Annotated in this window: 12 protein-coding genes; 8 read left to right on the forward strand and 4 right to left on the reverse strand. The window is 46.6% G+C overall.

Annotated elements, in window-relative coordinates; genetic code table 11:
• Window positions 1-237 precede the first annotated feature (237 nt).
• Window positions 238-2,433 carry an ATP-binding protein gene (locus M2134_RS04515; RefSeq protein ID WP_280749865.1) on the forward strand — a complete coding sequence of 732 codons (2,196 nt, stop codon included), beginning with the start codon at window positions 238-240 and terminating at the stop codon, window positions 2,431-2,433.
• 55 nt (window positions 2,434-2,488) lie between these two features.
• On the opposite strand, the gene M2134_RS04520 is transcribed toward M2134_RS04515, so the two are convergent.
• Window positions 2,489-6,574 carry a hybrid sensor histidine kinase/response regulator transcription factor gene (locus tag M2134_RS04520; RefSeq protein ID WP_280749866.1) on the reverse strand — a complete coding sequence of 1,362 codons (4,086 nt, stop codon included), beginning with the start codon at window positions 6,572-6,574 and terminating at the stop codon, window positions 2,489-2,491.
• 149 nt (window positions 6,575-6,723) lie between these two features.
• Here M2134_RS04520 and M2134_RS04525 point away from each other — a divergent pair, with 149 nt between their 5' ends.
• Entirely contained in the window at window positions 6,724-8,838 is a 2,115-nt protein-coding gene (locus M2134_RS04525; RefSeq protein WP_280749867.1) for a glycoside hydrolase family 2 TIM barrel-domain containing protein, read from the forward strand.
• A gap of 129 nt (window positions 8,839-8,967) precedes the next feature.
• Here M2134_RS04525 and M2134_RS04530 read toward each other — a convergent pair whose 3' ends face one another.
• Window positions 8,968-9,477, reverse strand: coding sequence for a sigma-70 family RNA polymerase sigma factor (locus M2134_RS04530; RefSeq protein ID WP_280749868.1), 510 nt, complete (start codon window positions 9,475-9,477; stop codon window positions 8,968-8,970).
• A 380-nt stretch (window positions 9,478-9,857) separates the two neighbouring features.
• Here M2134_RS04530 and M2134_RS04535 point away from each other — a divergent pair, with 380 nt between their 5' ends.
• Both M2134_RS04535 and M2134_RS04540 read left to right on the forward strand, forming a co-directional pair.
• Window positions 9,858-11,048 carry an aldo/keto reductase gene (locus M2134_RS04535; protein WP_280749869.1) on the forward strand — a complete coding sequence of 397 codons (1,191 nt, stop codon included), beginning with the start codon at window positions 9,858-9,860 and terminating at the stop codon, window positions 11,046-11,048.
• A 22-nt stretch (window positions 11,049-11,070) separates the two neighbouring features.
• Window positions 11,071-11,940, forward strand: a complete 870-nt coding sequence (locus M2134_RS04540) for a DUF6599 family protein (RefSeq protein ID WP_280749870.1) — start codon at window positions 11,071-11,073, stop codon at window positions 11,938-11,940.
• On the opposite strand, the gene M2134_RS04545 is transcribed toward M2134_RS04540, so the two are convergent.
• Both M2134_RS04545 and M2134_RS04550 read right to left on the reverse strand, forming a co-directional pair.
• Entirely contained in the window at window positions 11,937-14,417 is a 2,481-nt protein-coding gene (locus M2134_RS04545; RefSeq protein ID WP_280749871.1) for an endonuclease MutS2, read from the reverse strand. The genes M2134_RS04540 and M2134_RS04545 overlap by 4 nt on opposite strands.
• An 18-nt stretch (window positions 14,418-14,435) precedes the next feature.
• The gene (locus tag M2134_RS04550) at window positions 14,436-15,857 is read right to left on the reverse strand and encodes a PDZ domain-containing protein (protein WP_280749872.1); all 1,422 of its coding nucleotides are present in this window, start codon (window positions 15,855-15,857) and stop codon (window positions 14,436-14,438) included.
• Window positions 15,858-16,099: 242 nt separating this feature from the next.
• Between M2134_RS04550 and M2134_RS04555 the strand changes: the two genes are divergently transcribed.
• The 4 genes from M2134_RS04555 (at window position 16,100) to M2134_RS04570 (ending at window position 23,027) form a co-directional block, all read left to right on the forward strand.
• Window positions 16,100-17,776, forward strand: coding sequence for a glycoside hydrolase 43 family protein (locus M2134_RS04555; protein ID WP_280749873.1), 1,677 nt, complete (start codon window positions 16,100-16,102; stop codon window positions 17,774-17,776).
• A gap of 17 nt (window positions 17,777-17,793) precedes the next feature.
• Window positions 17,794-18,996 carry a glycoside hydrolase family 88 protein gene (locus M2134_RS04560; protein WP_280749961.1) on the forward strand — a complete coding sequence of 401 codons (1,203 nt, stop codon included), beginning with the start codon at window positions 17,794-17,796 and terminating at the stop codon, window positions 18,994-18,996.
• Between the two features lie 34 nt (window positions 18,997-19,030).
• On the forward strand, window positions 19,031-21,478 hold the full coding sequence (locus M2134_RS04565; RefSeq protein ID WP_280749874.1) for a family 43 glycosylhydrolase: 2,448 nt from the start codon (window positions 19,031-19,033) through the stop codon (window positions 21,476-21,478).
• A 214-nt stretch (window positions 21,479-21,692) separates the two neighbouring features.
• Window positions 21,693-23,027: a TolC family protein gene (locus M2134_RS04570; protein ID WP_280749875.1), complete on the forward strand. Its 1,335-nt coding sequence runs from the start codon at window positions 21,693-21,695 to the stop codon at window positions 23,025-23,027.
• Window positions 23,028-23,071 lie beyond the last annotated feature (44 nt).

The raw sequence follows: 23,071 nt of genomic DNA on the forward strand, positions 1-23,071 counted from the left end.
AATTTGCGGAGGTGTATAGACGATATGATATACGGTGTACGAGACCGTGTGTCAGATTAAACAAGTAAAAGAAGCAACGATACGAATATTGCGCAGGTCATGACAATTTTTATACAGGAACATCCGTTCTTTTCCTTGTTTTGTTTGCTCCTCATACTGCTGTTGGGGTATGTGGCTTATGTTTTTCGCAGATACCGGCGTCAACAAAGGGAAGATGCTCAAACGACTAACACTTGGATGAGTCAACTGCTACATTCCATCCCTGATACGGCTATTATCTACGATTCCGATCTGAAAATTATTAATATCCTCAATCCTTATAAAAATCGGCTTTTCGAGGGCGATGTATCACTGTATATTGGTGCGTCAATTTTTGATATGGCGCAGATCAGTCCCGCTTTGCGTGATTCCGCTGATAAGATTACGGAATATGTTGTGAAGACGGCCGGTACGGGAGAAACGTTTCAGTTTGAATACGAAATGAAAAATGAGACCGGGGTCTATTACTTCGAAGCGACTACCGTTCCGTTTGTAAATAACTACGTGATTTGTTTTACCCACGATGAAACCAAGCATATCGCCGCCCGTAAAGAGGTCAATCGCTTAAAAGATTTTTTTCAGTCGATTGTGGATAATCTGCCGGTTGGCTTGTTGGTGAAAGAGATTACCAATGAATTTCGCTTTGTATTCTTTAACCATCACCTGCTCGATTTCTTTGGCGATAAGGTGGTTTTCGAATTGGGTAAGAACGAACTGGAGAGCAATGACCCACGTGCTGCAATTTATTATGCAGAAGATGAGAAGGTCGTGGCTAATGGACAACCTGTCTCCTTTGAGCGTGTCTCTCTGAATGCAGAAACCGGATTGCCGGAGCGATGGGAGGTGACCACCAAGAGCTGTTTTGCCAACTCCGACGGCAAAGAATACCTGATGGCGGTGACGGTGGAGACCACCGATATACAGAAACGGGAGTTTGAGTTGGGTAAAACGAAAGATGCGTTGGCGTTAGCGCTCGAAGCAGGCAATGTCTCTGCCTGGTATTATGATTTTCCCAGTCGGCAATTCAAAACCCTTTATGGAACAACTCTTTCGAAAGACGGGAAGAGCCTGGAAGAGATACAGGCGCTGCTTCATCCTGATGATGTGGATAGCTACTCCAAGAAGATGAATGCCCTTCTGTCGGGGAAGGTAGAGAAGAGTAAGCATGTCTACCGCTTTATGACCCAAGAAGCCGGTTACCAATGGTACGAGGCCTATGTTATCAGCCAGAAAGCTGAAAAAGAGGGAGTGCCTCCGCGCGTGATCGGTACAGAGAAGAATATTACGGAAGAGATACTTCAGCAAAAAGAATTGATCGATGCCAAGTCGAAGCTCGAATTGTTGCTTAACTCCTCCCAAATCATCCCCTGGGAATATGATCTTTTCGATGGGAAGATTACCTCAATCAATCCCCAGGCTTTTGAAGCCAAGGAGTATACATTCGAGGTTATTCGTAACTTTATTCACCACGACGATCGTGTCCTGTTGGATAAAGCAATAGAGGCATTGATCAATGGCAAGGAGAAGATTGTTCATTTCGAAATACGTCTGACCGGTGAGGAAGAAGAGGGAGAGGGGGTACGCTGGTTTGCCTATACGGCTTCCGTTACCGAGCGTGATGCAAACGGCAATGTCTCTATGATTATGGGCGTTAGACGCGATATTACGAACATAAAGATGACCGACGAACTGATTGAATTACGCGAAAAAGCCGAACGTTCCAATCGTATGAAGAGTGCCTTCCTGGCTAATATGAGTCATGAAATACGCACTCCGCTCAATGCCATCGTTGGATTCTCTCAGTTGATGATGCAGGCTGATGACCGTCAGGAGCAGGAAAGCTATTATGAGATTATTGAGGCGAACAATGAGTTGCTGTTGCAACTCATCAGTGATATTCTCGATATATCTAAGATCGAAGCCAATGAATTGGACTTTATCTATTCCGGTTTTGAGGTGGCCTCGCTGTTTCATACCCTGGAAAAGGTTTATCGGGAAAAGGTCAAAGAGGGTGTCGAGCTCGTTACGTTGCTCCCCGATCGACTCTGTCTGATCTATTCGGACAAAAATCGCCTGACACAGGTTGTCTCCAACTTTCTTAGTAACGCTATTAAATTCACCACCCAGGGCTCCATTACGATGGGATTTAGCTATGTAGAAGGCGGTCTGCGTTTCTTTGTGAAGGATACCGGAAAGGGAATCGACAGCGAACATCAAAAACAGGTGTTCGACCGTTTCTCTAAATTCGATTCCTTTATTCAAGGTAACGGACTGGGATTGTCTATCTGTCAGTCGATCGTGGAACACCTCGGTGGCGAGATCGGTGTTCATTCGCAATGGGGTGAAGGATCCGAGTTCTGGTTTATGATCCCCTGTGATCCGGTGCTTCTCTGAAGCGTTTTGCCCGGATGTCACCTATAGAGAGTGTGACGCTTTCTTCCAACGATTTTTATTCATTCTTTTTGTATTTCTCCTGATATTCAGAAGGAGAGATGCCGTATAGCGCTTTGAAGTTCTTGGCGAAATAGGAACGGCTGCTGAACCCGACCTTTTGAGCTACTTCGGATATATTCATATCGGTATCTCTGAGCAGTTGTGCGCCGACCTCCAACCGGATATTACGTATCAGATCGATGGGGGAAAGGCCGGTGGCTGATTTTACTTTTCGGTAGAAGTTCGCTCGGCTCATGCCTAATGATTCGTATATCATCGATATATCCAATTCCTGGTTGGATATATTAGCCTTCACAAAATCGACATACTGGCTGAGGAAATTGTTTTTCTCTGTCGTGGCGTCAATTTTTATATGAGCCAAGGTGTTCGATAGCGTAGGCTTCTCCGCGTGGAGACTGCGGTTTTTCAATAGGTTTTTGATCCGAGCTTTCATTAAGGTGATCTGGAAAGGCTTGACGATATAGTCGTCCGCCCCGGCTTCAAGTCCCTCTTCAATCTGGGAGGTCATCGATTTGGCCGTTAATAAAATAATAGGAATCTGCTTGTAGATCTCTGTTGTTTTGATCTGCTTGCATAATTCTATTCCGCTCATTTCGGGCATAATGACGTCGCTTATCACCAAATCAGGCATTTTCTCCAAGGCGGCGAGTGCCTCTTTTCCGTTTGTGGCGAGTAGGATCTTGTAGTCGTCTTCCAATTGAAGCTTCATGTACTGGAGGATTTCCGGATTGTCGTCGACAAGCAAGATCGATTGTTTTTGCATCGTTTCCACTTTGTCGAGCAAGAGGTTGATTTTTTTCTGTGTCTGTGTGTTCGACTGAAGAACGGCGACCTCCTCTTCGGGTAGGGAACTCTGATTGTCTGTATCGGGCAGAAGAATGATAAAGCGACTGCCTGTGTTTTCGGAACTATCTGCCCAGATATATCCTCCGTGTTGATTGATGATCGACCGGGTGAGGCTCAATCCGATACCTGTTCCAGGTGACTGCTGGTGTAGGTCGTTCTGAAACCGGTAGAAGGGTTCAAATATCTTTTTTCCTTCTTCTTGTGTAAAGCCCTTTCCGGTGTCGATCACCTCTATCAAAATATAATCTTTTTCGTTGATTTCTTGTTTTATCTTTTTGCTTTCCGACGGCACAACCGGTTTCCCGATCCGGCTTGTTTGCGAGATGCGCAAATAGACACTTTCACCGGAGGGGGTGAATTTGAATGCGTTTGACAATAGGTTATAGAAGACCTTTTCGATTTCGATCTCGTCATACGTGGCATAAAAGGTGTCGGGGAGATTGTTCTCCAGTATGAAACGAATGTTTCTCTTGTTGGCAACAGCTTCGAATGAGAGATATATTTCACGGATAAAGGCAGACAAGTTGATCTTTGTCTTATTCAGCATGCTTTTCCCGGCTTCGTATTTTTGTATGTCCATTAGGTTGTTGACCAGGAGAAGCATTCTTTTACTGTTTTTATTCATCAGAAGCAAGGATTGTTTTACCTCCGGAGAGAAGGATGGGTATTGCAAGAGCTCTTCCAAAGGGTTGATGATAAGCGTCAGGGGTGTGCGAAGCTCATGAGCAAAATTGGTGAACATACGGATGCGTTCTTCATGCAACTCTTTCATCCTCTCTTGCTCTTTTTGTTTGAAACGCATCTCCCGTTCGCGTTCATGCCGTCGGTGTTGATATCGATAGGTTAACATAGCGGCAACCAATAAAAGCAAGGCGTATAGGCTGTAGGCCCACCAACTTCTGTATAAAGGAGGTTTAACTAGAATATGCAAAACGGTTTCATGTGGGTTCCATATACCGTCATTATTGGATGCCCGAACGCGGAAAGTGTAGCTGCCCGATCGAAGTTTGCTGTAATAGGCCTCCCGTCGGTTGCCAACCATATGCCAGTCGTTGTCCGCTCCTTCCAGTTTGTACATGTATTGGTTACTTTCCGGGTGTATGTAGTTCAAGGCGGAATAGGTAATGGCTATGTTGTTTTGCCAGGCTTGGAGCGTAATGGAATAGTCGGTCGGGTGGTTGGCCTTCGGATGGGTTCTTTTCAGTTGATGAATAATGTCTTCATGGTTATTCGTCACTAAGGAGGTAATATAGATCGGCGGAATGGTCGGGTTTTGTTTGATCTGTTGCGGGTTGAAAGCCAATATGCCTTTGCTTGCCGGGAAATAGATGGTTCCGTCGGAGGAGACCGATCCGGCATGGATGGAGAATTCCTGTGTGGGCACCGACGCTGACTTGACGGGATAGAACAGGTCGTCGTTCTTGTTCAACCGGAAAATATCACTCCCGCTGGCCACCCAAAGCTCTTGGTTGTTATCCAATACAAGGGAGGTGATGTTGCTGCTCGTGAGGCCCTCTTCCCGTTGGTAGTGTTTGACGAAGGAGAACTGCCGGTCTAATTTGAACAAGCCCCCCTTTGTCGTGGCTATCCATATCCTATCGGAATCCCGGACAAAGGAGGAGATGGTGCCCAGTCGGTCGTACTTGCCTAACGGCGGGAGCTTTTCGTTTAATGTTTCGAGCGTTTGTTGTTTTCTGTCATACAGGTAAATCTCCCCCCGAAGGGTGCCGAAGAGGAATACCTCGGGCTGCAACTCCATAATGGTGGTCACATACGGAAACGACTGCTTATGACCGTTTGCTACAAATTCATTTGTTCTACGACCTTTCCTGTCGATCATCACCAGATGGCTGTTGTTGTTTGTCGGGATCCACAAGTTTTTTTTGCTGTCGACATACAGGGTGAAGATATCATTCTCTTTCGAATCGAAGAGGAGGGTATATTTCCCGGTGCGTATGGAGAAGACATAGACAGAACCAAAGTGCGTGCCGCAATAAATAATATCGTCTTCAATCCGGATGGATTTGATGATGTTCAATTCGTAGTTCCCCTCTTCCGGATCGACAATCGGATATAGTTGCTGCTTGCGTGTGCGGGGCTCATAGAAAAGCAGGCCGGCACCTTCTGTGGCAAACCACATATTGCCGTTTTTGTCTTCCTGCCCCAATCCCATAATGCCCGCATATTCACTGGGGGTGATATAATAAATGGATTTGTGGTATACACTGTAATAATTGATGCCGGCCGAGTAGGTTCCGATCCATAGTGTTTGGTCTTTATCGACGAACATGGAGTGAATGGAGTAGTGACTCAGCCCGCCCTGGCCTTCGATGTTCATATAAACGGATGAAATCTGATCGTTGATTTTATCAAAGATATATAACCCGCTGAAGGTGCCTATCAATAGCGAATCCGGATTGAGGAAGACAAGCGAACGCACCCGGTCGTTGCCCAAGCCGGAGTTCTGCTTGGTGTAATGAATGAATGTTTTCGTTTCCCGGTGGTATCGGCATAAGCCACTCTCTTCGCTTGCCAGCCAGATGTATTCCCGGTCGAAGGAGATCTGGGTAATGTTGTTGGCGGGCAGAGTGGTGTTGTTCCCCGACTCCGGTAGCCATTGCTCGCGCAACGTCCAGTCTTCCGTATAAATAAAAACACCTTCCGTACTTGTTCCGATATAAATATCTCCGTTGGCATCCTGTGAGACAGCGGTTATGGTCGAGCCTATTTCAGGTAGATGCATGAAGTAATCGGCTGTTTTGTCGGAATGACAGCGGTAGATGTGAGAATAAGAGAAAAGATAAAGCGCTCCATTGGTATGCGAAAGGAGGTGGCTGGTCGATTTGTACGGGTTCTCCGGGTTGATATCCGAAGGCAGAAAGCGGGTGATCTCCCCCGATACGTAGTCGATGCAGTTGAAACCATAGCTGGTAGCCACCCATATGTTCTTATTCTTGTCTTGTGCAATGGCTTGGATATAGCTATCGGATAAAGAGAGCGAGTCGTTAATCACATTTCGATACACTTTAAACTCGTATCCGTTATACTTATTCAGACCGTCGCGGGTGCCAAACCAAAGGTAACCATCCGCGTCCTGGAAGATGCGCCTGACGGATACTTGCGACAATCCATTCTCGACTCCAAGATGGGAGAAGAAGAAATTCATGCTCCCTCGCGCAGGGAAGCTAAATAATAGAAAAAGAGCCAGGAGATAAGGCATAAAGAGCTTGTTCATAGTATGATAGTTTGGGCGTTTTCTATAGACAAAGATAAGAATAGTTTTCAAAATGAGATGAATCTATCCTGTTTTGAGATGTTTTTCTCTGCGAATAATCGTTCGTCGCCGTAGCTTTGTATGATAAACACATCTAAAATGTCAAAACTATGATCAAACGAATGCTGAATAGTCTCCTTGCCGGATTATTCTTTGTGACAACTCTTTCCGCCCAGGGACGCGTGGTCGAACCGTTCAATAATGGATGGTCGTTCAAAAAGGCTCCCGCAACGACCGAGTTGAGTGTAAACGTCCGTACCTGGAACGCCGGATGGCAGCCGGTGCATCTGCCACACACCTGGAACGCCAAGGATATGCAGGTGGCAGCGGCCAACTTCTATGAAGGAGTCGGCTATTATAAGAAAACCTATCGATTGCCCGAAGCCTGGGAAGGGAAACGATTGTTTCTGCACTTTGAAGGTGTCGGTGCCTGTGCGGAAGTGTATGTAAACGGTGAACTGGCCACTGAACACAAAGGCGGCTATTCTGCTTTTGCCTGCGAGATCACTAAGTTGCTCAAAGCGGGAGAAGAAAATGAGATTATGGTGAAGGCCGATAACAAAGCGCGTCCCGACGTGATTCCGGTCAATCACCACCTGTTTGGTGTCTATGGCGGAATCTATCGTCCGGTCTGGCTGGTGGCTACCGATCCGTATGCCATCTGCGTAACCGACAACGCCTCTTCGGGTGTCTATATCACGCAGAAGAACGTTTCGCGCAAACAGGCAGAGGTTGAGGTGAAGGTCAAACTCGATAACGGCACTCTGCAACCAGCGCCCGTTACATTGAAAAACACAATCTACGACCAATCGGGCAAATTGATCAAGACGCATACTCAGTCTTTCGATCTCTCTCCGCAAGGCATCCGCAGCTTTACCTCTTCGTTTACTATCAAAAATCCTCATCTGTGGCATGGACGTAAAGATCCTTATCTCTATAAGGTGGTTAGCCAGCTGATTCAGGAAGGAAAAGTGATCGACGAAGTGGTTGAACCGCTGGGGTTGCGTCATTACGAAGCCAGAGCAGGCGAAGGCTTCTTCCTGAACGGCGAGAAATATCCCATGTATGGTGTCTGCCGTCATCAGGATTGGTGGGGATTAGGCAGTGCTTTGCAGAACGAACACCATGACGCTGACCTGGCAACGATTATGGACCTGGGAGCGACCACCGTACGTTTTGCCCACTATCAGCAGTCGAAATATCTCTATTCCCGCTGTGATACCTTGGGATTGATCATCTGGGCGGAAATACCTTTCGTGAACCGTGTCACCGGACAGGAGGCAGAGAATGCCCGGAACCAGTTGCGTGAGATGATCCGTCAGAACTTCAATCACCCTTCTATTTATGTGTGGGGATTGCATAACGAAGTGTATCGCCCGCATGAATACACCCGCGAGTTGACCCAATCGCTTCATGACTTGGCTAAAACAGAAGACCCCGATCGTTATACCGTTTCGGTCAATGGTTACGGGCATATGGATCATCCGGTCAATATGGTGGCTGATATACAAGGGATGAATCGCTATTTTGGCTGGTATGAAAAGCGATTGCAGGACATCGAACCTTGGGTCGAGGGCTTGGAAAAGAACTATCCGCATCAGAAGCTCATGCTTACAGAATATGGGGCGGATGCCAACATCACTCATCAAACGGAATACCTGGGCGAATCGCTCAACTGGACCAAAGAGTTTTACCCCGAGACCTTCCAGACCAAGACGCACGAATACCATTGGAGTGTGATAGCAAACCACCCCTACATCCTGGCCTCTTATCTATGGAATACGTTTGACTTCGCCGTGCCTATGTGGGAGCGGGGAGGAGTGCCCGCCCGCAATATGAAAGGGCTGGTTACCTTCGATCGCAAGATAAAGAAAGACTCCTATTTCTGGTATAAAGCGAACTGGAGCGAAGAACCGGTGCTTTACCTGACACAACGCCGTAACCCCGACCGCGAGAAAAAGATCACCTCTGTCACGGTCTATTCCAATATCGGCACTCCTACGGTCTACCTGAACGGGGTGGCATTGACGGGCATCCGACAGGGCTATACCGAGGTGCATTATGTTTTCGATGAAGTTACCCTACACGATGGCGTGAATGTGTTGAAAGCGGTGGCAACCCGCCGGGGCGAAACCTATGAGGATCAGATCGAATGGAATTACAGCGGTGAAAAGAAGCGCGAAGCAGACACCTATACGATCAAAGGCGAGCATTGGGGCTTCTGATGCTTCTCCTCTGTTGAATAAATCTAAAAAAAACGGAGAGAGCTTATAACAAGCACTCTCCGTAACATGATTATGCCGGATCTACGGCTATCCCCCCATTCATATATACGTGTATATACTTTTAGGTTCTCAATTATAATAAAACTCTTTTAGTTCGTTTTGCAAACGCTGACGGGCTACGAATATGCGGCTTTTTACCGTTCCCATCGGGATATTCATTATATCAGAAATCTCATCATATCGGTATCCGCTAACGAATAGAGCAAAAGGAGCTTTCATATCTTCGCTCAATCCTTCAATAGCGTTGTTTATTTCATTCATGTCGATACATCCTTCCGGAGAATCAAAGCCGGAATGGCTGATGGTATCTACATTATATACATCAATGCTGCTATCGAGAAATGTATTGGTACGAACCACACGGTTGTAATTGTTGATAAAGATATTGCGCATAACAGTCATTACCCAACCCTTGAAATTTGTGTTGTCGGTAAATTTGTCACGGTTGTCGAGCACCTTAAGTGTGGTGTCTTGCAACAAATCCATTGCGTCTTCTTTGTTTGCGGTTAAAGTGAGTGCAAAGCTGAATAGATTATCCTGCAATCCTACCAATTTGGTTTGAAATTGAATCTGTGTCATGTTTTTCCTAAAAAATCGCTGTTATTATTCCTTATTTTCTTTGATCTTATCGCTGATCGATATGCAAATGTAGGAAGAGGCAGGTGGGAGGAATCTTTTTTCGTTGTCTTTTTTGCTTTTAAATCGTAAGTAGTTGCTTTTTCTTGAATTTATCGGATTTTTGAACAGGATTTACAACTTGTTCAAGTTGCAGATTCCAACATTTTCAACTTTGTGATTACATTTTTCAAGCAAACGGATAAGGGGGCTAAACATAAAAAATGTTTTTAGCGATTAATATTCTGTTTATATGCTTATTTTTGCCTTATGCCGACAGGAAATCCATCTCTGCCGGCTTGTGTGCAGCTTGTTTACAATCAATCATAAAATAGAAAAGAACCATGGAAACAAAAAAAGTCAACCGAAGAAACTTTCTCCGCTTATCGGCCGCGGCCGGTGCCGGTGCTTTACTGGCTCCGGGAGCCAAAGCGATGTCTCCTGATAAAACAACAACTCATAAGAAAGCAGCTTTCCCAATGCGCAAGCTTGGACGCTCGGGTATTCAATTGCCTATTCTGAGCATGGGAGTGATGCGTGCCGACAATCCGAATGTCGTACGGGCAGCCTATAATTCAGGTATCAAGCATTTCGACACTGCGCATGGCTATCAAAACGGACGCAACGAAGAGATGCTGGGTAATTTCTTCAAGGACAAACCGCGCGATAGCTTTTATGTAGCAACCAAAGGACGGACACGTCAATATCCTTATACCGATTCGTTTGAAAAAGAATTCACGGATATGCTCGACCTGAGCCTTTCCCGCCTGCAAATGGATTATGTCGACTGGTATTACGTGCATGACCCCAAGAGCGTGGAAGAGATTAAAGATCCGCGCTTGATCAATATCCTCAAGAAATTCAAGGAAGAGGGAAAGACAAAATATGTAGGCTTCTCAACACACGCCAACAAACCGGAATATATCGATGCCGCTATCGAAGCAGGCATATACGATGTGATCCTGTTGAGCTATAATTTTAAGTTGGATAATCTGAAAGCGACTGACGAAGCGTTGGCACGCGGCGTAAAAGCGGGTATTGGGTTTGTAGCGATGAAAACCATGACCGGTGCGGTGGAAGATGCCGAAGGGAATAAGAAGATTAATGCGCAGGCCTGCCTGAAATGGGTATGGCAGAATGAAAATATCACTACAGCTATACTGGGATTCTCGAACTTCGACGAATTGGATGAGTGCCTGGCAGCGGTTGAGAACATCGAACTAACTGTTGGTGAAAAAGAATACCTGGCGGCTCTGTGCACACAGGAAGGGGTGTTCTGTCAGCAGTGCGGTAAGTGCCTGGAGCAATGCCCCGAGCATCTGCCGATTCCGGATATGATGCGTGCCTATATGTATGCCTATGGTTATAAGTATGCGCAACTCTCGAAAGAGACCCTGGCGGATCTTTCGCTGCCGGATAACCCGTGTGCCAATTGTGAATCCTGCAAGGTGACCTGCGTTTCTGGCTTTGATGTGTCGCGCAAAATTGCCGCCATCAATCCGGTTCGCACTATACCCACCGAATTTTTAAGTTAATCACTGCAAAGAAAAAGCTAATATGAAATATCGTTCGTATGTGTTAAGTCTGGTAAGTAGCCTGATTGTTTTTTCTCTCTCTGCGCAAACGCCCCAGGAATTGAAGTCCTGGTTGCCCTCCATACCGGGCTGGGAAATCAACGAAGAGATAGAGGTGTTTGATCCGGATAATTTGTTTGACCGCATCAATGGGGCGGCGCCTCTTTTTATTGAGAACAATTTCAGGGAAATGACCAGTGTAGAATATAAAAAGGATAAGGACTATATCACGTTGCAGATCTACCGCCATGCTTCACCCGAGGATGCCTTCGGCATGTACGCTTCCGAGCGTTCTACCGAATTGGCTCATTACCCGATCGGCGGCGAGGCGCAGGGCGATCCAAGTAGTCTGTTCTTTTTTGCCGGTCATATATATGTAAAGATGTGGGCCACCTCGCAGGAAAATCTCGAAACAGTGTTGCACCAGATCGGAACCGGCCTGGCCGAGCGTATCGATCCGAAGGCAGCTTATCCGACGATCCTGCGATTCTTCCCGGCGGAAGGGAAGCAACCCTACTCCGAAGCCTATATTACCTCCAATTATATCGGGCATGAATTCCTGAAACAGATCTACCTGGCAAAATACGAACGGGAAGGAAAAGCCTTTCAATTGTTTGTGATCGATGGGAATTCTGCAGACGGAGCGAAGGATATCTTGACAAAATATTTCACCTTTGCCCGGCAGCCATTGGAGTTTGCGGAAGGCGCACTCGTGATAAAGGATCGGTACAATGGTGATATCCCAGCTATCTGGAAAGGGCGCTACATTGTGGCTGCCTATTCGGAAAATGGAGAAGCGATCGCAGGCGTAGAGGAACTACTGAAATCTATTGCCGCTGCCTTCCCGGATTAATCCAACTCAACGACCGTAACACCGGCTCCTCCGAACTGCACATGCTCGTCGTGGTAGCGGCGGATGCCGGGCACGGAATGCAGATAATCGCGAATCAATTGCCGGAGAATGCCCGTTCCGGTGCCATGCAGGATGCGTATTTTCCCGGCGCCCACCTGGATGGCGTCGTCCACAAAATAGGTAACGGCTTGCAATGCCTCGTCGCCACGCATACCACGCACATCGATCTCCTGCTTGAAATGGATCTTTTTCTCGTGCATACTATCGGTTGTCTGGCTGCTGACAAAGGTGCTTTTCTGGATTTCTTTCTTGATTTGCCCTTTGCTTACCTTCTCCAACTGATCGAGCTTGACGGTGCTCTTGATCATACCAAAGGCAACCATCGCCTGCTTGCCCTGCAATTCTAACACCGTTCCGGCAGAAGTCTGTCCGCGTAGGCGCACATTGTCTCCGACAGCAATGACCTCTTTGTTAAATTCCTGCTTGGCAGCAGCCTTCGGTTTCTCTTTCTTTCGCTCGTTTCGCTCTTTGATTTTCGCCATTTTACGGGCGATCTTATCGTTCTTTTCCTCCTCTTCAGCCGAAAGCACCGAGGCTTTGAACTCATCCAGCGCTTTGCGCGCCAGGCGGGTCTGTTCTTTCTCCGCCTGCGTCTCTTTGATCTGACGGATGGTATTTTCTATTTTGGCATTCGCTTCGGAGATAAGGTGCTGCGCTTCCGCTTTGGCATCCCGCAGAATCTCCTTGCGTTGCTTGTTGATGGCTTCCAGATCCTCTTCGTAGCGGGATGTGATATCTTCCAGTTTCTTCTCCTGCTGGCGGATATTCTGCCGTTTGCTCTCCCAATAGCGTTTGTCGCGGACAATATCCTGCAGGTATTTGTCCATATTGACATAGTCGGCGCCCACCTTTTCGGAGGCATCAGATATAATATCTTCGGGCAGACCAATCTTCCGCGCAATCTCAATGGCAAAAGAACTGCCCGGATTGCCTATCGCCAGTTTGAATAAAGGTTGCATCTGATGGCGATCGTAAAGCATCGCCCCATTGACTACTCCTTCGGCCTCCTCGGCAAAATGCTTGAGGTTCTGGTAGTGGGTCGTGATCACCCCGAAGCTTTTCCGCCGATTAAAGCGATCGAGCAGGGCTTCGGCAATGGCTCCACCTATCTGCGGTTCCGTTCCGCTACCGAATTCGTCGATCAATAAGAGTGTCTTCGCCTGGCAGTTGCGCACGAAATGCTTCATATTTGTCAGATGCGAACTGTAGGTACTCAGGTCATTCTCAATGCTCTGTTCGTCGCCGATATCGATAAAGAGGTTGTCAAATACCCCGGTATGCGAATTCTCATAGAGTGGAATCAATAGGCCACACTGCAACATATACTGCAATAAGCCGACCGTTTTCAGGCATACCGACTTTCCCCCGGCGTTCGGACCGGAAATAATCAGTAAGCGTTGCTGCTCATTGAGGGTAATGTCCAGCGGGACCACCTCTTTCCCCTGCTTTTTGTGCGAGAGGTAGAGGAGCGGATGAATGGCATGGTACCATTCGACCTCCTGCTTGTCTTCCATTTGCGGGCGGATTGCATTGATCTGATCGCCAAATAGCGCCTTGGCGCGTATGAAGTCGATATCCCCCATAAAAGAATAGGAATGAAGAATGTCCTGGATATAGGGGCGCACCAGATTGGTGAACGCAGTTAGGATCTGTATGATCTCCCGGCGTTCTTCTCCTTCCAGCTCGCGGATGCGGTTGTTGGCCTCCACCACCACTTCGGGTTCGATGAATACCGTTTTCCCACTGGCCGACTCATCGTGCACGATCCCTTTTATTTTGCGCTTATAAGCCGGCGCAACCGGTATCATCAACCGCCCGTCGCGCATGGTTGGTGCTACATCCTTATCGACCAGTCCTTCCGACTGTGCCGAGCGAAGAATGGACTGTAGGCTGCGGGAGATGCTGTTCATGGTCGACGCCATCTCTTTGCGGATGCGGGCCAGCTCAGCAGAGGCATTGTCTTTGATGCGTCCGTATTTGTCGAGTATATGGTCGATCTGTGTGATCAGTTGCGGAAACACACTGATGTTGCCCGCCAACGCCGAAAGAGCAGGATACAATACTTCGGCCTCTTCATCTTCCGGTGGCCGGAGGAAACGGATGATTTCATGGATGGTCTGAAGCGAGCGCTTGAGATCGAACAACTCTTTCTCGTCGAGCCAGGTCCCTTCCGGGCGAATGCGTTGCAATGAATAGCGCACATCGAAGAAGTAGCTTGCCGGAAACTCCACGTCGCCCCGCAGGATGCGAAGGAACTCTTCGGTTTGCTGCAAGCGGGTCGTAATGGTTTCGTAATCGGCAGAAAAGTCCATGTCGTGCACGCGTTCTTCGCCGAGCGGACTCAAACATTTATCGGTAAGCAGACGACGGATAGAATCAAATCCTATCTTCTGCTCAAAATTATGTGGATATATCACGTGTGTAAAGTCTCTTATTTATTTAACTTCGATTGTTACGTCCGTACGCACGGTAGGACGTATCAATACTTCTTGTTTTTCTTTCCCTCGTCGGAGAACGAAATTACAGGTGTTGTTGCCTGATAGATTGATATAGGGTGCAAAGTAGTAGAGATAAGCGAAGGGTGCCATGGCATTGCCGCGTTGCAGTGCGTTGGCTACCTGCGTATATTTGAAGCTATCCCAATACATGCAAAACTCAAATCCGTTAGCATCCTTGAATTGAGTTTTCGGGTCGCGCAGATTCATCGTGTTGGTGATAAATCGTTTATAAGCGCCGGTCAGCTCTTCGGCTGTATGATTCATGCGCTGGTTACCAATGCGGTCGACAGTGTCGCCTACACGCACTCCGGCAGTATAAGCCGGTGAGTTCGGATCGACGGCAGCTACACGGTCCAGTTGGTTAATATCATACTGCAGTCCGGTGTAATTGTAGGTTTTCCGACTCACCGTAAACGGCACGTTCCGACTATATTTCACATACGGATACTGCATCAGCATCAGCGGGATATGAATTCGCGCGTAGTCTTCCAACCGGTAGGAGTTTTCTAATAGCTCATGCGCCTCACATTCCCAAATAACCTGTCCGGGATTAATCCGAAGATCCACTAGACGAAATCCAAACTGAAGCAAAAACTCCGCCTCCGATTCTGCTGTTTGATGGTTCAGGAAAGGGAGATCGATCATGCGGTTGTAATTCACGTCGTAACGCGAGATAACCTCTTTGTTGACTATCACTTTGCTGGGACCTTTATAGTTGGGATTCTTATCGAAATAATAGAAGGTCTCTACTCGAACCTCCGGTTGCTCGGGGTCGTAGATCAATCCCTTTTGCGTCAATTCCTTTTCAATATATCCGTTGATGGCAGTCTCCATATTGCGGTTGCTTTCGTCAATGGCCGAGAAGGTGAAGGTAGAAAAAGCACCAAAATCGACCGGGTCGGGCGTTACGTTCATTTTGAACGGACAGACAAAGCGACGTTCACTGGTGGTCTCCAGGCTGTACATATTAAAGGCAATCGCCAACTGCTCCTCTGTGATGGCATTCGGTAGTTTGCAATCTTTGCGCACCACCACCTTTTTCTGCGGGTTGGAGATCGAACGGATGGTCAATGTGATCTCGTTCTTGTTTGCCGGGTTCAATAGCTGGTTGAGCTCCGTCTCACTCAGGTTCACCGTAGGCACATTGTCGATGGCTTCTACGATATCCCCTTGCTTGATACCCGCCTGTTCGGCTGAAGAGTAGGGGACAATACGGGTGACGATCGGGAATCCGGGACCCCAGTTCTGACTTTGACTTATTTCATACGAAAAACCGATGCGGCAGATCTGTTGATTGTTCTGAGCAAAGCCGATCAGCGAGAGAGCCAATAGGGCTATGGAGAAAACTATTCTTTTCATATCCGAGTAAGAATCTTATAATACGTAATAAAAGGCAGGCAACAAATACTTTTTGTGGCCTAAATCAAAAACAAAGGTAAAGATATTTTTCCTCTTTTTTAGGCCTGTCTGAAAATTCTCACCCGCGTGAGAATTTTTTCTCACCCGCGTGAGAAAAAAAATATCAGAAAAAAAAGAGATATCCATTAGGTGTATGGAGGGGGTAGTTCGTATTCATAGGTGTAACGATCTTATTTGATAATATGAAGAGAAAGGTTTTATATTTTATATTATTCCTGTCCTGCTACGCGGGAATCCATGCTCAACCCTATACCTCTAAGGTATGGAAGGCTGATCTGGGGAATGGTATGTACCGGAATCCGGTACTCTATGCCGATTATGCAGATCCGGATATAATTCGGGTAGGCGATGATTATTTCATGACGGCATCGAGTTTCAATTGTGTACCGGGCTTGCCCATATTACATTCCAAAGATTTGGTTAACTGGCAAATTATTAATTATGCCCTGAAAGATCTGTATATGGAGGGAGTAGAGCCTGTGGGATTCTTCGATAAGGCTCAACACGGACGTGGCGTATGGGCGCCCTGTATCCGTTACCATAACGGGGAATATATGATCTACTGGGGAGACCCGGATTTCGGTATCTATGTCGTGAAGACCAAAGATATATACGGCAGATGGGATAAACCTATTCGGGTACTACCCGGCAAGGGACGCATCGACCCAAGTCCACTTTTCGACGATGACGGGAAAGTTTATCTGGTACATGCCTGGGCAGGAAGCCGGGCCAGTATGAACAGTGTGATGACCCTTTGTGAGATGAATAGTGATGGTACCCGCGTGATAGGAGAGGAGGTACTGATCTATGACGGCAATGACGGTGTGAACCATACCGTAGAAGGGGGCAAATTCTATAAAAGAGAGGGCTATTATTATCTATTGGCACCGGCAGGTGGTGTGGCGACAGGATGGCAATTGGCTATGCGTTCTAAACATATCTATGGTCCCTACGAGGTAAAGACTGTATTAATACAAGGAGATACGGAGACAAATGGTCCCCACCAGGGCGGATTAGTCGATACACCCTCCGGAGAATATTGGTTCCTACACTTTCAGGACAAAGGAGCTTATGGGCGTATCAGCCATTTGCAACCTGTGGAATGGAAAGAGGGATGGCCGGTGATTGGGAGAGACACCGATGGTGATGGTTGCGGAGAACCTGTACGAACGCATAAGAAGCCGAACGTGGGACGTAGTTATCCGGTAGAAACTCCGGTGGATAGTGATGAGTTCAACGAGCCAGCCTGGGGCAAACAATGGCAATGGCATGCCAATCCACAACAGACATGGGGATACCCGACACCATACGGTTATATACGCCTGTATGGGCAATATTATCCGGATAAGTATACGAACTTTTGGGATATACCGAATCTATTGATGCAGAAATTTCCGGCACCCGAGTTCACGGCGACGACAAAGTTATCCACCATACTGCTGAATGAGAATGATAAGGCCGGGCTCATTGTCATGGGATGGGATTATGCCTATATAGCCATCCTGAAAACAGCGGACGGGTACGCGTTGGAATATAGTACTTGTAAAGATGCGGAACAAAAGACACCCGAAACACTTCTACAACAGATTCCTTTGAAAGATATCCGGGTAGAAGAACGATATAATTATAAAACACCTATACCCTCGGCAGAGATCTATCTTCGGGTGCATGTGGATAAAGAGGCTGTTTGTACATTCAGTTACAGCTTGAATGGGAAGAAATATCACCCGTTAAAACAATCCTTCAAAGCACGACAGGGGAAATGGATCGGAGCCAAGACAGGACTGTTTATCCTGAATGACCGGAAAAACACGTCACGTTCATGGGTAGATGCAGATTGGTTCAGAATAGAAAAATAAAAATAAAATATAATATGATGAAAAGACTTTTATTTACTCTTAGCTTAGTTCTTTTATGTTTCTCTTCCTGCAGTCAGAAAGAAACAATATCAGACTTTGATGTCGATCAACAGCTGGAATACTGTCACAAACAGGTAAAGCGGACATTGGATATGATAGGCGACACAACACGTATGCCCCGTAATGTCTTACCGGGACAAACTGCCTGGAACCTCGTACCCGTATCGATAGGCGAATGGACGGTTGGTTTTTGGCCGGGCACCCTATGGTATGCCTACGAAGCAACGCAAAGCGAGGATATCAGAAACCATGCCGTTCATTATACGGAGTTATTAGCTCCTCTGACTAAGGAATCACCCTATGATCATGATCTGGGCTTTCAACTGTTCTGCAGCTATGGAAACGGTTATCGTTTGACAGGTAATGGATCATATAAACAGATCCTATTGAACGCAGCGGACACATTAGCAACTCTGTTTAACCCGAAGGTAGGCACTATCCTTTCCTGGCCCAGAGAGGTAGAGCCGAATAATTGGCCGCATAATACGATTATGGATAATATGATTAATCTGGAGATGCTCTATTGGGCGGCCAAGAACGGAGGGGATAAAAAACTATATGACATAGCAACCTCTCACGCGGCAACCACCATGAAGTATGGCTTCCGAGAAGACGGTGGCAATTATCACGTAGCAGTATACGACACCATTACCGGGGATTTCCTGAAAGGCGTTACTCACCAGGGATATGCAGACAGTACACTCTGGGCACGCGGACAGGCATGGGCGATCTATGGTTATACGATGGTTTATCGCGAAACAGGGGAGCAGCGTTTCCTGGATTTTGCGGAAAAGGTGACCGATTTATACCTGAATCATTTACCCCAGAATGAATATGTTCCCTATTGGGACTTTAATGCCCCGAATATACCCGACGAACCTCGGGATGCCTCGGCAGCAGCTATTGTTGCCTCCGCACTATTAGAGTTGCAGGATTATGTGAACGATCCGGAAAAGAAAGAGACCTATAAGCTGGCAGCCGTTAATATGTTGAAGGAATTATCTTCCACCCAATACCAAAGCCATGAGAAGAATCCTTCTTTCCTATTACACTCCACGGGGCATTGGCCTAACAAATCAGAGATAGATGCTTCTATTATTTACGCGGATTATTACTATATTGAGGCGCTTTTGAGATACAAGGCGTTAACAAGCAACTAATAGTAATATGTTTTCATAAATAAAAGAAGTAAGTATGACAAAAAAACAATCTTTTTGCCTTCTTATATGGCTATTGTTCTCTTTACCGGCCATAGCACAGGAATACCCTAAGGCTATATTCCCAGGCGACTATCCTGACCCAACAATCGTACGCGATGGAAAAGACTATTACATGACACATTCTCCCTTTTATTACATGCCAGGCTTTCTGATATGGCATTCACAAGACCTGATGAACTGGGAGCCTGTTACTCGCATTATTCCGGAATATAGGGGTTCCGCTATGGCACCCGACTTAGTAAAGTATAAAGATCGTTTTTACCTTTATTATCCGGCGGCCGGAACCAATTGGGTGGTTTGGGCAGATGATATTCGTGGACCTTGGAGTAAGCCGATCGACCTGAAGGTAGGCAATATTGACCCCGGACACATCGCGGATGCAGAAGGAAACAGATATCTGCATCTATCCGATGGACATATGATACGCCTTACGGAAGATGGCTTGGCCACTGTTGGCGAATCAGAGAAAATCTATGACGGATGGATATACCCCAAAGAATGGGAAACGGAAGGGATGTGGCTTGAATCACCCAAACTAAACTATAAGGATGGTTATTACTATATGACTACCGCCGAGGGTGGCACAGCCGGGCCTCCAACGAGTCACATGGTTGTTTCTGCCCGTTCCAAAAGCCCCATGGGACCATGGGAAAACTCCCCTTATAATCCAATCGTGCATACCTATCACGCGTCCGACAACTGGTGGTCGAAAGGACATGGCACAATCATAGACGATGTGAATGGTAATTGGTGGGTTGTTTATCATGCCTATGAGAAGGGTTATCATAGTCTGGGAAGACAGACATTGATAGAACCAATCGAGTGGACAGCCGATGGCTGGTATCGTACCAAGGCAGAAGCCACACCAATCGTGCCGGAAAAACCGGTTAAACACGGGTTAGTACTCTCAGACAAATTCGACAAGCCAACACTTGGCTTACAATGGACATATTGGAAAGAATATGCACCCCAGGCGATAACAATTAAGGATAACAGTCTCTTCCTGCGGGCAAAAGGGAAAACACCGGCGGATGGGCGCAAACTCCTTATTACCCCAACAGACAAAACCTATGAAACACAAGTGGAGATAGAGGTGACTAACGGAAATAAAGCCGGATTGCTTTTATTCTATAATGAAGAGGCATTTGCCGGTATCGTTTCCGATAATAAGCAGTTTACAATCTACCAAGATGCCAAAACGGCCAAGACTATTCCTCATAAACTGGGCAAACATTTCTTTCTAAAGATATTGAATCAGGGAAACAACTGTACATTCCTGGCAAGCCAGGATGGAGACAACTGGCAAACCTTGGCGGAGCAGGTCAATGTTTCGGAGATGCACCATAATAACTACAAAGGCTTCTACGCATTGCGTCCTTGCCTATTATCGACCGGCAAAGGAGAAGCTAAGTTCCGTGATTTCCGCTATAAGAATGCTATCCCCACCGAGCAGGATATGAGTGCCTATTTGATGGTGTACCACCGGGACGAAACACATGGGCTTTATATGGCTTTGAGTGCGGATGGATATAGCTTTACCGGGCTGAACGAGAATAAACCGGTTATGGCAGGTGACACCATTGCCGATCAGAAAGGGATTCGTGACCCTCATATCTATCGCGGACCAGACGGGGCATTTTATCTGGCCATGACAGACCTACACGTGCATGCTAAAAGAGACGGACTGCGTGAGACGGAGTGGGAGCGTGACGGGGCTGTATATGGCTGGGGGAATAACAGAGGATTGGTATTAATGAAATCATGGGATTTAATTAACTGGAAACGAACCAATATCCGCTTTGACCAATTGTCGGCCGCATACAGTGAGATCGGTTGTGCCTGGGCACCCGAGATCACCTATGATGATGAAAAAGGAATGTTAATGATCTACTACACCATGCGATTTAAGAGCGAGCCGAACAAATTGTATTATGTCTATGTGAACGATGAGTTTGATCGCTTAGAGTCTATACCGCAGCTTCTATTCGAGTATCCGGATAAAAATGTGTCGGCCATAGATGCTGATATCACAAAGATTGGCGATACCTACCATATGTTTTATGTATCACATGACGGCGTACCCGGCATCAAATATGCCACTTCAAAGCGGATAAACAGAGATTATCACTATGATCCGCGCTGGTATGATCCGGAACCTAAATCATGTGAGGCACCGAATGTATGGAAGCGGATAGGAGAGGAGAAGTGGGTACTGATGTATGACGTGTATGGTATTTCGCCCCATAATTTCGGCTTCAGCGAGACTTCAGACTTTGTACACTTCAACAACCTGGGACGTTTTAACGAAGGAGTAATGAAAGCGACCAACTTCTTGCCCAAGCATGGAGCGGTTATTCATCTGACCCGTCAGGAAGCCGAACGATTGGCGAAGCATTGGCATCTCGATATGCCTTTCAAATAAATAGAGACTCTGTACGAAGAAATAGGATTTATGCCCTTAAGGACTGCGTGTTCTTAAGGGCATTTTGTTGTTTCTTTGTCCAATTCTTTGACAAGAATGTCTAATTATTGGACACTGTAGGAATAAGGTGGCGTTGTGTAATGTGTTGTATGTTAAGTCGTTTCGTTGTTTGGCATATCCTTTGCTTATTAGTTGATAGAAAAATAATGGAACAATGAAAAAGATCTTACTTACATTCATTTTAGCTGTACTTCTTTCTTCCCTATTGAAAGCGCAGGAGCAGCTGTGGACCATGGAGGCCTGTATGCAATATGCCGTTGAATATAGTCCGGCAGTGAAACAAAAAGAGTATCAGGAAGACACCTATAAGGCAGAATATACCTCGGCGATAGGCAATTTCTTTCCTTCCTTAGATGGATCGGTTGGGGCGGAGTATAATTTTGGTCGTGGGATCGACCCGGAGACCAATATGTACACCAATACCACCTCTTTCTATAATTCCTATCGAATCAATGCCAATATGCCTTTGTTTAGCGGGGGACAATTGGTGAATACCTGGCGACTCTCCAAGGTGAATCGCCAAATAGGTATGAATGATGTGCAGAAGGCGAAAGATGACCTGGCGTTGAAGGTGATGGTGGCTTTTGTTGATGTAGTCTATTATCAAGGCACCAAGCGATATGCAGGTGAGAAGCTGGAGGAGAGCAAAGCGACGCTTTATAAATCCGAACGCATGAACGAACTGGGTCTGAAGAGCAAAGCGGATCTCGCTTTGGTGGAAGCCCAAGTGGCGGAAGATGATTATAACCTCACTCGTCAGGAGAATCTGTATAATCAGGCGATGGCCAGCCTGAAGGAATTAATGAATTATCCGCAAGAGGATCTGTTAGCGGTAGATACGGCGGTCGCAACGGTCGATTATCTATTACCCACTGAATCGGTAGCCGATATATATACACTGGCCAGCGAAGCCAATCCAACGGCTCTGCAGGCAGAATATCAGGTGCGGGCTGCCAAAATGAATCATCTGATACAGAAAGGACGTTTCTTCCCGACGATCTCTTTGTATGCCGGGGTGAACACCACCTATTTTGAGCAGTTGAATAGCGATCGGGAGACCACACCGTTTAAGGATCAGTTTAAGAACAACCGGGGAGAATGGGTTGGCGTAAGCCTTTCTATCCCGCTGTTCAGTCGCTTGAACCGTTTGACCGATGCCCGTCGTGCGAAGAACAACCTGCGCATTGCCGCCGAACAGCAGACCGAGGTGTTGCGCCAACTGCAGACCGCTATTGAAAAAGCGGTATTGGACCGGGAAGGATATGCCAAAGAGACCTTTCAGATGGAGAAGAAACAGGCGGCAGACGCTATCGCCTATCAGCAAACGTTGCGCAAATATGAAGAGGGTCTGATGAGTCCTATCGAGTTGCAAACCAGCGCGAACGCGCTCTTGATGTCGCGAGCTAATCTCTTGCAACGCAAATTGTTGTATCTCTTGAAGTGCAAGGAGGTTGATTATTATAAAGGAGTTCCACTAATTGATAATTGATAGTTGATAATGGATAATGTTTCCTATCAATTCTCAATTATCAA

The organism is Parabacteroides sp. PM6-13 (assembly GCF_029892605.1).
GTDB lineage: Bacteria > Bacteroidota > Bacteroidia > Bacteroidales > Tannerellaceae > QVMG01.